The organism is Streptomyces sp. UW30 (genome assembly GCF_008042075.1).
Classification (GTDB): Bacteria; Actinomycetota; Actinomycetes; order Streptomycetales; family Streptomycetaceae; genus Streptomyces.
On sequence record NZ_RDBN01000053.1, the window covers coordinates 1,844,703 to 1,855,908 of the forward strand.

Consider the following 11,206-nt stretch of genomic DNA (forward strand, 5'->3'; position numbering starts at 1 on the left):
CGCGCTAGTTCACGTACCAACAAGTAGCTACGATGATGCTACCCGTCAGTAATAAGACGCAACCCCGATCCGCAATCTGTGACAGGTCACACCGGAACCGTCAGTGTCGCCGTGTAACCGTCCGCCACGCTGCCCTTCATCGCGGCCAGCTGCTGGTCGTAACCGTCGCTGAAGATGCCGTCCGTTTCCAGGGAGAGGCTGGTGAGGTTGCGCACGCTCTCGTCGTAGCCGTCCGTGGCGTACACCGTGTCGCAGACGTCCTTCGGGAAGGCGAGCTGCGAGGTGTTCGTGATGGAGGTGGCCGCCGTGGCGTCCGCCAGGCTGCCGTAGACCTCGAAGTGGATGTGCGGCCAGCGGCCCGCGTAACAGCCGGGGAAGATGCTTGTGAAGGTGACCTGGCCGAGGCCGTCGGTCTCCTGGACGCCGCGCAGGTAGTTCTCGTCGGTGACGCCCTCGGAGTACAGGGAGTAGTCGCCCGCCCGGTCGCAGTGCCAGATGTACACCGCGGCGCCCTCCTTCGGCGTCCCGCAGCCGGAGGCCGCGTCCACGACCGTGAGCGTGACGGTCAGGGGCACGCCCTCGGCGGTGCCGCCCGCGGAGTCGCCGAAGCTCTTGGTGATGTCGCTGCGCACGACACCGCTCTCCTTCAGGACGTTCACGCCGTTCGATCCGTCGCCCGGGAAGGGGCCGGCGGTCTCGTCCGGGATGGTCGCGCACTCGGCGGGCGAGGCGGAAGTGCCGGAGCCCTTGGAGGAGCCGGCGGCCGAGGTGCCGTCCTCGGAGGTGCAGCCCGCCAGCGGGATCAGGCCCACCCCCGCCATCAGCCCGATCATGCGGCGGCGGGCGAGGACGGGAAGGTCGTGGGAGAGCCCTCGGTCGTGCTCGTGGACCTCGTCGTCGTGGTGTCGGTGCATGGCTGTCCCCTTGCCGGTGCGGTGCCCTGCGCGGCACTCCTCGCGATACGGCCGACGCTATGAGCGGTAGCTGTGCGAAACCAGCGCGGTGACTGTCGAGTCGCTGTCAAGTCGCTGTCGGTTTGCCGGAGCGCCGGTACCCGCCCGTTCTGCCCGCCGCTGTCGGTACGCTTGCGCCCATGTACGGCTACGACCAGAACGTCGGCGCACAGCAGCAGTACGCCCCGCCGCAGCAGCCCATGGCCGGTGGCGTCGGCGGGTACGGCCAGCAGCCGCCGCTCTATCCCGAGCCGTCCCCGCCCTCCCTCGCGGACGCGGTGCGGGCCTTCACCACCGGGCAGATGGCCGCCGAGGACTTCCAGCAGGTCTTCGCGACGTCCAAGGTGTACTGCCCGCGCGGCGACAACCCGGGCTTCCTAGCCCTGCACAACACCCAGCAGCCGGTGATCCCGATGTTCACCTCGCTGAAGGAGCTGCGCAGGTACGCGGGCAAGGAGTCCAAGTACTTCGTCATCACCGGCTCCGAGGTGATCGACCTGCTGCCGACCGGCTACGGCTTCGTCGTCGACATGGAGGGCGAGCACCGCATGGTCTTCGACGCGAAGGCCGTGGAGCAGATGGTCGAGTTCGCGATGCGCCGGATGTACGGGTAGCGCTTCGCGAGGTGCGGGGGCGCTTCGCGCTCTTAAAGGGGACGCTCAGGATCCCGGTGTTTCGAGGCGCAGCGCCAGGCCGTCGAGGACGATGTCCAGGGCCGCCGCGAACTTGGTGTCCCGCATGCTCGCCGGGTCCGTGGTGGCGACCTCCTCCGTCTCGGCGTAGCCCTTCGCCAGGTGTTCATGCTCCGCCACCGCCTGCTGGGCCGCGGGCATCAGACGCGCGATGAACTCGGCCTCCGTCTCGCCGGAACGGGCGACCGTGATGAGCCAGGCGCCCTCGGTGGTGCTCATCCCGATGACGTACGACAGGACGGCGTCGATCGCCCCGCTGGGGTCCGGGAACCCGGCGGCCGTGAACAGGGCGGCCAAGCGCTCCGAGTACGACATGAGGTTGGGGCCGAGGTAGGCGAGGCCCGCCTGGCCGAGGACCGAGGACAGCCACGGGTGCCGTAGCGCCGTCGTACGGAAGGAGTGCGCGGCCTGCGCCACGGCCGCACGCCAGTCGGGGCTGTCCGCCGGCGGTACGTGGATCTCGGCGGCGACCTCGTCGACGGCCAGCTCCATCAGCTCGTCCTTGGTGGCGACGTGCCGGTACAGGGAGGCCGCGCCGGCGTTCAGCCTGGTGGCGAGCTTGCGCATGCTCAGCGCCTCGACGCCCTCGGCGTCCAGCATCACGATCGCCTCGCGCACGATCGCGGCGCGGCTGAGCGTGGGCTGGTCGGGCTCGCGCTGGGGACGGGCCCAGACGGAGGGGATGGGGCTCTGCTTCGTCGTCCTGGCGGCCATCGGCAACTCCTTCACATCCAGGCGTACATCGTTCGCATCGAGCGTACAGGAATCGAGGGTTGCGAACGCTGTTCCATCATGCGTACAGTGTTCGCATCGAAGGAACGGTGTTCACGAACCAGGAGGGGAACGTCATGGACGTCAAGGGAACGCGTGATCCACGCCGCTGGTGGATCCTGATCGTGCTGTGCCTGAGCACGCTGGTGCTGGTCGTCGACAGCATGGCGCTGACGGTCGCGGTGCCGGTGATGACCGGGGAGATCGGGGCGAGCGCCCAGGAGACCCAGTGGATCCTGGACTCCTACATCCTGGTGTTCGCGGGTCTGCTGCTCACCTCCGGCAGCCTGGGCGACCGGTTCGGGCGCCGGAAGGTGATGCTGATCGGGCTCCTGCTCTTCGGGGCGGCCTCACTGGCCGCGACCTGGTGCACCAACCCCGGCGAGGTGATCGCCGTCCGCGTCGCGATGGGTGTCGGCGGGGCGCTGATCATGCCGTCCACCCTCTCCATCCTCATCACCGTCTTCGACGAGGACGAGCGCGGCAAGGCGATGGCGGCCTGGAGCTCGGTGTCGATGCTCGGCCTGGTCGGCAGCCCGGTGCTGGGCGGTGTCCTGATCGAGCACTTCTCCTGGCAGTCGATCTTCTTCATCAACGTGCCGATCGTGGCGCTCGCGATCGTCGCCGGTCTGACGCTGATGCCGGAGTCCAAGGCGCCCTGGCAGAAGGCCGACCCGCTGGGCGCGGTGCTGTCGGCGACAGGTATGACGGCCCTGGTCTGGTGGATCATCGAGCTGCCGCAGCACGGCGCGCTGGGCGGACGCTCCACGCTCACCCTGGTCGTGGCGCTCGCCTCCCTCACCGGCTTCGTGATCTGGGAGAACGTCACCAAGTCCCCCATGGTCCCGCTGGTGCTGTTCAAGCACCGCAACTTCAGCGGCGGTTCGCTCTCCCTGGCGCTGGTCCAGATCGGCAACGGCGGTCTGCTGCTGGTCCTGACCCAGTACCTGCAGTTCGTGCTCGGCTACTCGCCGATCAAGGCGGGCCTCGCCTTCCTGCCGCTGGCGATCACGGCCCTGCTCGGCAACGGCGTGGGCGTCAAGCTCGCCGCGAAGTACGGCAACCGGTGGGTGATCCTCGCGGGGATGCTGGTGATGGTGGCCTGCTTCGCCCTCATGGCCACGGTCTCGGCGGACTCCGGCTTCACGGTCCCGGCGGTGGCGCTCGGCCTCCTCGGTCTCGGCGCGGGCCTTGCGATGCCGGCCGCGGTCGGCGCGCTGATGGGCACGATCCCCGAGGACAAGGCGGGCGTCGGCTCGGCCCTGAACGACACCATCCAGCAGGCCGGCACCGCGCTGGGCATCGCGATCCTCGGCTCGCTGCTGTCGAGCGGCTTCGCGGACCGGATGCCCGAGGGGACGCCGGACGAGGCGAAGCACTCGATCGCCGGTGCGGTCGCCGGTGGCGACGCCTCTCTGATCGCCGCGGCCCGCGAGGCCTTCACCGCCTCGATGTCCACCACCTTCACGGTCAGCGCGATCGGTGTCCTGGCGGCGGCGCTGCTGGCGACCCTGGTCATGCGGGAAGACCGGCAGAAGCCGCAGAAGGCCGCCCGTACCGCCGACGAGCAGCAGGAACTGGTCGTCTGACCCCACCGCCGCGGCTCTTCCTGACACACTGAGCCGCCGCCGAAGCACCGGATCCTCGTGACGAAGGCCGGCGCCCGTCCAGGGTGTCGGCCTTCGGCCGTGCCCGGCGGGAATGGCCGCCGGGCTTTTCCCGTTAGGGGTAGCAAGAAGTTCAACGCTCAACTAAAGTGGACGCACAAGGAGGTACCGACATGCCTGCAGTGACCGTCGAGAACCCGCTGACGCTGCCCCGTGTCGCCGCGCCCGCGGAGGCCGTGGCCCGTCCCGTGCTCGCCGTCACGACCGCGCCGAGCGGTTTCGAGGGTGAGGGCTTCCCGGTGCGCCGTGCGTTCGCCGGGATCAACTACCGCCACCTGGACCCGTTCATCATGATGGACCAGATGGGCGAGGTGGAGTACGCGCCGGGTGAGCCCAAGGGGACCCCCTGGCACCCGCACCGCGGCTTCGAGACCGTCACCTACATCATCGACGGGATCTTCGACCACCAGGACTCCAACGGCGGCGGTGGCACCATCACCAACGGAGACACCCAGTGGATGACGGCGGGCTCGGGCCTGCTGCACATAGAGGCCCCGCCGGAGTCGCTGGTCATGTCCGGCGGTCTCTTCCACGGCCTGCAGCTGTGGGTGAACCTGCCGGCCAAGGACAAGATGATGGCGCCGCGCTACCAGGACATCCGCGGTGGCAACGTCCAGCTGCTCAGCACCCCCGACGGCGGCGCGCTCCTGCGTGTCATCGCCGGTGAGCTGGACGGCCACCAGGGTCCCGGCATCACCCACACCCCGATCACGATGATCCACGCGACCCTCGCCCCGGGCGCGGAGATCACCCTGCCGTGGCGCGAGGACTTCAACGGCCTCGCGTACGTCCTCGCGGGCCGCGGCAGCGTGGGTGCGGAGCGCCGGCCGGTCCACTCGGGCCAGACCGCGGTCTTCGGCGACGGGGGGTCCCTGACCGTCCGCGCGGACGAGAAGCAGGACTCCCACACGCCGGACCTGGAGGTCGTCCTCCTCGGCGGGCAGCCGATCCGTGAGCCGATGGCCCACTACGGCCCGTTCGTCATGAACACCAAGGACGAGCTCATGCAGGCCTTCGAGGACTTCCAGAAGGGCCGGCTGGGGACGGTCCCGGCGGTGCACGGAATGTCGGAGGGCGGGCTGTAAGCCTGCCGGTCACCTCCAGTGGGTCCGGCCTCTGCCGCACGAGCGGCAGAGGCCGGACCCTTTTCTCGGGGGAAGGACCCAGCCCATGCGCGCTCGCGCCCGTATCTCCACCACTGAGGATCCCTTCCGCAAGGGCTGAGAGGCCCGCACCCGTCGTCACCCACCCGGTCCGCCCGCGCACGACAGCCTTGCCCCGCGCGTGATCCGCTGGAACCGTGCAGGCCCCCACCCCGCTGCTCCCCGACCCTGTCCGGCGGCTCGCCGCCTGGTGTGTGGTCGTGTTGCTCGTCGCCGGGGTGGTCTACGTGGGGATCCGGCTGGCCGTGGAGTTCAGTACGGCCGTGGTGCCGGTGCTGCTCGCCCTGCTCGGGACCGCCCTGCTCGGGCCGTTTCACCGGCGGCTGGTGAAGGCCAGGGTGAACCGGTCGGTCGCCGCCATGCTCACCTGCGTCGCCGTCGTGGCCGTCGTGGGCGGGGCCGTGTACATCGTCGCCGCCGCGATCGTCGAGACCGGCGACCAGATCGTCGACTCGCTCAAGCAGGCGGGCGAGGACCTCACCGAGCACTTCGGGGCCGCCGGGACCTCGCTGGACGACGTCGCCTCCAACTCCAGGGAACTGCTCACCAAGTTCGGCGGTACGGCCGCCTCCGGGGTCATCAGCGGCGTCAGCGTCGTGGGCGAGACCATCGCCATCGCCGTACTCGCGCTGCTGCTGGTCTTCTTCTTCCTGCGGGACTCCGACCGGGCGGCCGGCGCCCTGCGGTCCATGGTGCCGGGCGACAGCGGGGACGTCGTGGAGGCCATGGCCCGGCGGGCCTTCCAGGCGGTGGAGGGGTTCATGCGGGGAACCACCCTCATCGCCCTCATCGATGCCGTCTGCATCACCGTCGGGCTGTTCGTCCTCGACGTGCCGGGCGCGATCGGGCTCGGTGCGCTCGTCTTCGTGGGGGCCTACATCCCCTATCTGGGCGCGTTCATCTCCGGGGCCGTGGCCGTGCTGGTCGCGCTCGCCGACCGGGGGTTCGTCATCGCGCTGTGGGTGCTGGGGATCGTGCTGGCCGTGCAGGTGCTGGAAGGGCATGTGCTGACTCCGGTGATCCAGAGCCGGACCGTGCAGATGCACCCGGCCGTCGTCATGGTGGCGATCACCGCGGGAGCCTCCGTGGCGGGGATCCTCGGCATGCTGCTCGCCGTACCGCTCACCGCCGCCGCGTTCGGCGTCGCGCACGAACTGCGGGAGCGTTACGGCAACTCGACGTCGACCTCGACCTCGACCTCCACCGGGCCGGAGCCGCCGACGGAACCCTCGGCGCCCACGGACTCGTAGAGCTCGAACCAGATGCTCTTGCCCTCGCCGCGAGGGTCGACGCCCCACGCCTGGGCCAGCAGCTCGATCAGCATCAGGCCCCGCCCCGACGAGGCCAGTTCCCCGGGGCTGCGCCGGTGCGGCAGGTCGTCGCTGGTGTCGGTGACCTCGACGCGCAGCCGGCGCTCGCCCGGCTCGCCCCGCACCTCGGCCAGCAGCAGGGCGTCCGCGTCGGTGTGCACGAGGACGTTCGTCAGCATCTCGGACAGCAGCAGGACCGCCGAGTCGACCTGGTCCGCACACGCCCAGTCGTGCAGCATCTCCCGCAGCTGGTGACGGGCGATCGCCACCCGCTCCGGCTCGGCCTGCGCGACGGACAGCACGGTGCGCCGGATCGTCGGGCGCAGGGTCGCGGTGTCGCCGCAGCCGCAGCCCTCCTCCTGCCGGCGCAGCAGCAGCACCGCTATGTCGTCCTCGCGCCGGTCGGCGAGCGGGCCGGTGGTGTGGTGGGAGGACGGGCCGTGGACGGCCTGGACGAGGGCGTCGGCGAGCCCCTCCAGGTCGCCGTCGTAGTCCTCCAGGATCGTGCGGATGCGCTTCCAGCCGGTCTCCAGGTCGTGGCCGCCGGTCTCGATCAGGCCGTCCGTGCAGATCAGCATGGTCTCGCCGGGTTCCAGGGTGATCCTGGTCGTCGGATAGTCGGCGTCCGGGTCGATGCCCAGCGGCAGACCGCCGGCCGTCGGGCGGGCCAGCACCGTGCCGTCCGTCATCCGGATCGCCGGGTCCGGGTGGCCGGCGCGGGCGATGTCCAGCAGGCCGGACGTGGGGTCGACCTCGACGTACAGGCAAGTCGCGAAGCGCAGGTCGTTCGGATCCTCGTCGAGGGCGCCGAACGTCATCCCGTGCAGGAAGCGGGAGGCGCGGGACAGGACGGCGTCGGGGCGGTGGCCCTCGGAGGCGTAGGCGCGCAGCGCGATGCGCAGCTGACCCATCAGGCCCGCGGCCCGCACGTCATGGCCCTGGACGTCGCCGATGACCAGGGCGAAGCGGCCGCCCGGCAGCGGGATCATGTCGTACCAGTCGCCGCCGACCTGGAGCCCCCCGCCGGTCGGGACGTAGCGTGCGGCGACGCCCATGCCCGGTATCTCGGGGCCCAACTGGGGCAGCATCGAGCGCTGGAGGCCGTCTGTCAGCTCCCGCGCGGACTCGGTGGCCTCGGCGCGCGAGAGGGCCTGGGCGAGCATGCGGGCCACCGTCGTCAGCACGGACCGCTCGTCGGGGGTGAAGGCGACCGGATAGGTGAACGCCGCCATCCAGGCGCCCATCGTGCGGCCGGCGACGGTCAGCGGCAGGAACGCCCAGGACTGCCGGTCGAAGTGCGCGGCGAGCGGCCAGGTGAGCGGGTAGCGCTCCTTGTACTTCTCGGGCGACGAGAGATAGACGGCACGGCCGGTGCGGACCACCTCGGCGGCCGGGTAGTCCGTCTCCAGGGCCATATGTGTGAAGGGGTCCTCGTCGCCGGGCTGATGGCCGTGGTGGCCGATGATCGTCAGGCGATCGCCCGTGACGCCGAACACCGCGAGCCCGTCCGGTGAGAAGCCCGGCATCGACAGGCCCGCCGCGACCCGCAGCACCTCCGCCGTCGACCGGGCCTCGGCCAGCGCCCGGCCCGCGTCCAGCAGGAACGCCTCCCGTGAGCGCCGCCAGTCGCCGGTGACCGCGGTACGCCCCGCGGAGGTGCCCGGCACCGGCTCGGTGACCTCCTGGAGGGAGCCGGTGACCTCGTACGACCGTTTCTCGCGGTCGAAGGACGCGTGGAAGCGGCTGCGGCCGACCCGGATGACCCGGCCCCGCTCGTCCATGATCCGTACCCGTACCTCGCCGAGGGTGCCCTCGGCGACGGCCAGCTGGATCACTCCGCTGATCTCGTTCCAGTCCACCGGATGCAGCCGGGCCCGGACCTGGGCCTGGCTGAGGGTGGACTGCTCGGTGGGCAGCCCGAGCAGCCGTGCCGCCTCCGCGTCGACCGTGACCAGTCCCGTGGCGGTGTTCCAGTGCCACAGACCGGTCGCGAGGGCGGCGAGGACCTCCCCCACGGCGGGCAGGGGCTCACCAGTGCGCATTGCCCCACTCTAAGAAGAGGTGATCGAACGCTGCCACCGAAGCTGTACGGGGCACCTGGTCCGCAGGGGCCCGAAGCCGCGGCGAAATGGTGGGGAGGCGATCTTGGGGTGCCCGGTAGTCTTGGGTGGAGTTTCACGTGAAACAAGTCCCTCGATTCACGGGAACCAAGCCCCCCGATCCGCGAAGACTGGATGAACGACGATGCATCGGTACAGGTCCCACACCTGCGGCGAGCTCCGCTCCTCTGACGTCGGCACCGACGTCCGGCTGAGTGGCTGGCTGCACAATCGGCGCGACCTGGGCGGCATCCTCTTCATCGATCTGCGCGACCACTACGGCATCACGCAGCTCGTCGCCCGCCCGGGCACCCCGGCCTACGAGGCCCTCGACAAGGTGACCAAGGAGTCGACGGTCCGCGTCGACGGCAAGGTCGTCTCCCGCGGCGCGGACAACATCAACCCGGAGCTGCCCACCGGCGAGATCGAGGTCGAGGTCGGCGAGGTCGAGCTGCTCGGCGCCGCCGCCCCGCTCCCCTTCACGATCAACACCGAGGACGGGGTCAACGAGGAGCGGCGCCTGGAGTACCGCTTCCTGGACCTGCGCCGCGAGCGCATGCACAAGAACATCCTGCTGCGTACGTCGGTGATCTCCGCCATTCGTCACAAGATGACGGCGCTCGGCTTCAACGAGATGGCCACGCCCATCCTGTCGGCCACCTCCCCCGAGGGCGCCCGCGACTTCGTCGTCCCCTCCCGCCTGAACCCGGGCAAGTTCTACGCCCTGCCGCAGGCTCCGCAGCAGTTCAAGCAGCTGCTGATGATCTCCGGCTTCGACCGCTACTTCCAGATCGCGCCCTGCTTCCGTGACGAGGACGCGCGAGCCGACCGCTCGCCGGGCGAGTTCTACCAGCTCGACGTCGAGATGAGCTTCGTCGAGCAGGAGGACGTCTTCCAGCCGATCGAGCAGCTCATGACGGAGCTGTTCGAGGAGTTCGGAGGCGGCCGCCACGTCACGTCGCCCTTCCCGCGGATCCCGTTCCGCGAGGCGATGCTGAAGTACGGCTCCGACAAGCCGGACCTGCGCGCCCAGCTGGAGCTCGTCGACATCACCGACATCTTCGAGGGCTCGGAGTTCAAGGCGTTCGCCGGCAAGCACGTGCGCGCGCTGCCGGTGCCGGACGTCTCCGCGCAGCCCCGGAAGTTCTTCGACCAGCTCGGRGACTTCGCGGTCTCGCAGGGCGCCAAGGGCCTGGCCTGGGTCCGTGTCGCCGAGGACGGTTCGCTGTCCGGCCCGATCGCCAAGTTCCTCACCGAGGAGAACGTCGCCGAGCTGACGAAGCGGCTGTCGCTGGCCGCCGGGCACGCCGTGTTCTTCGGTGCGGGCGAGTTCGACGAGGTCTCGAAGATCATGGGCGCGGTGCGCGTCGAGGCCGCCAAGCGGGCCGGGCACTTCGAGGAGGGCGTCTTCCGGTTCTGCTGGATCGTCGACTTCCCGATGTACGAGAAGGACGAGGAGACCGGCTCGATCGACTTCTCGCACAACCCCTTCTCCATGCCGCAGGGCGGTCTTGAGGCCCTTCAGACCCAGGACCCGCTGGACATCCTGGGCTGGCAGTACGACATCGTCTGCAACGGCGTCGAGCTGTCCTCCGGCGCGATCCGGAACCACGAGCCGGAGATCATGCTGAAGGCCTTCGAGATCGCGGGCTACGACCGCGAGACCGTCGAGGAGAAGTTCGCCGGCATGCTGCGCGCGTTCCGCTTCGGCGCCCCGCCGCACGGCGGCATCGCCCCCGGTGTCGACCGCATCGTGATGCTGCTGGCCGACGAGCCGAACATCCGCGAGACCATCGCCTTCCCGCTCAACGGCAACGCCCAGGACCTGATGATGGGCGCGCCGACGGAGCTGGACGAGGCGCGGCTGAAGGAGCTGCACCTGTCGGTGCGCAAGCCGCAGCCCAAGTAGTCGGCTGAGCGAAGGGCCCGGAGCCGTGATCGGTTCCGGGCCCTTTCAGGTTCCACAGGTAACCACAGCCCACACCCATGCCCCTTACAGCGCTCTTACCTAGCGTCCGGGGCATGACGGGAAACCACACGGCCCAAGAGCCGAAGCACAAAAGGGATCTGACGCGCCGCAAGGTCGTGGTCGCCGGAGCGGGAGCCGCCGCCGCGGTGGGCGTGGGCGGCACGCTGGCTGCCGGCGCGTTCGCGGGAGAGTCCGGGGCGAAGGGCGCGAAGGCCTCGGCGAGCAGCCCCTCCACGGCCGGGGAGACCTGCTACAAGCTCACCTCGGAGACCACCGAGGGCCCCTATTACATCGACGCCGACAAGCTCCGCCAGGACATCACCGAGGACAAGGAGGGCATCCCGCTCACCCTTCGCCTCAAGGTGATCGACGCCGAGACGTGCAAGCCGGTCGGCAACGCGGCCGTGGACATCTGGCACTGCGACGCGCTGGGCCTGTACTCGGGCTACGAGAGCTTCTCGGGCGGCGGCTCCCGCTCCGGCGACCACGACCTTGCGGCGCGTCAGATCCCTTTTGTGCTTCGGCTCTTGGGCCGTGTGGTTTCCCGTCATGCCCCGGACGCTAGGTAAGAGCGCTGTAAGG

At 70.0% G+C, this 11,206-nt stretch carries 8 protein-coding genes and 1 pseudogene; 6 read left to right on the forward strand and 3 right to left on the reverse strand.

Translation table 11 applies throughout. The features are described from left to right. Nucleotides 1-86 precede the first annotated feature (86 nt). Nucleotides 87-914 (reverse strand): intradiol ring-cleavage dioxygenase, encoded by an 828-nt coding sequence (locus tag EAO75_RS42950; protein WP_148000410.1) that lies wholly within the window; start codon nt 912-914, stop codon nt 87-89. A 179-nt stretch (nt 915-1,093) separates the two neighbouring features. Here EAO75_RS42950 and EAO75_RS42955 point away from each other — a divergent pair, with 179 nt between their 5' ends. Beyond that, a complete protein-coding gene (locus tag EAO75_RS42955; RefSeq protein ID WP_148000411.1) occupies nt 1,094-1,567 on the forward strand; it encodes an SseB family protein in 474 nt (157 codons plus the stop codon). A gap of 45 nt (nt 1,568-1,612) precedes the next feature. Here the strand turns inward: EAO75_RS42955 and EAO75_RS42960 are convergent, their stop codons facing one another. Continuing rightward, nucleotides 1,613-2,359 carry a TetR/AcrR family transcriptional regulator C-terminal domain-containing protein gene (locus EAO75_RS42960; protein ID WP_148000412.1) on the reverse strand — a complete coding sequence of 249 codons (747 nt, stop codon included), beginning with the start codon at nt 2,357-2,359 and terminating at the stop codon, nt 1,613-1,615. A 134-nt stretch (nt 2,360-2,493) separates the two neighbouring features. Here EAO75_RS42960 and EAO75_RS42965 point away from each other — a divergent pair, with 134 nt between their 5' ends. From EAO75_RS42965 to EAO75_RS42975, 3 genes are all read left to right on the forward strand, one after another. Then, nucleotides 2,494-4,005 carry an MFS transporter gene (locus EAO75_RS42965; RefSeq protein WP_148000413.1) on the forward strand — a complete coding sequence of 504 codons (1,512 nt, stop codon included), beginning with the start codon at nt 2,494-2,496 and terminating at the stop codon, nt 4,003-4,005. A gap of 191 nt (nt 4,006-4,196) precedes the next feature. Further along, nucleotides 4,197-5,168: a pirin family protein gene (locus EAO75_RS42970; protein WP_148000414.1), complete on the forward strand. Its 972-nt coding sequence runs from the start codon at nt 4,197-4,199 to the stop codon at nt 5,166-5,168. Nucleotides 5,169-5,383: 215 nt separating this feature from the next. Continuing rightward, nucleotides 5,384-6,496, forward strand: coding sequence for an AI-2E family transporter (locus EAO75_RS42975; RefSeq protein ID WP_187284799.1), 1,113 nt, complete (start codon nt 5,384-5,386; stop codon nt 6,494-6,496). Here EAO75_RS42975 and EAO75_RS42980 read toward each other — a convergent pair. Beyond that, the gene (locus tag EAO75_RS42980; protein WP_148000415.1) at nt 6,412-8,598 is read right to left on the reverse strand and encodes a SpoIIE family protein phosphatase; all 2,187 of its coding nucleotides are present in this window, start codon (nt 8,596-8,598) and stop codon (nt 6,412-6,414) included. The two genes, EAO75_RS42975 and EAO75_RS42980, sit on opposite strands and share 85 nt — an antisense overlap. 202 nt (nt 8,599-8,800) lie before the next feature. On the opposite strand from EAO75_RS42980, the gene aspS reads away from it, so the two are divergent. Together aspS and EAO75_RS42990 are read left to right on the forward strand one after the other, a co-directional pair. Next, a complete protein-coding gene (gene aspS / locus EAO75_RS42985; protein WP_148000416.1) occupies nt 8,801-10,564 on the forward strand; it encodes an aspartate--tRNA ligase in 1,764 nt (587 codons plus the stop codon). Nucleotides 10,565-10,677: 113 nt separating this feature from the next. Then, nucleotides 10,678-11,094, forward strand: a pseudogene (locus EAO75_RS42990) (dioxygenase); the annotation flags it as partial. Nucleotides 11,095-11,206 lie beyond the last annotated feature (112 nt).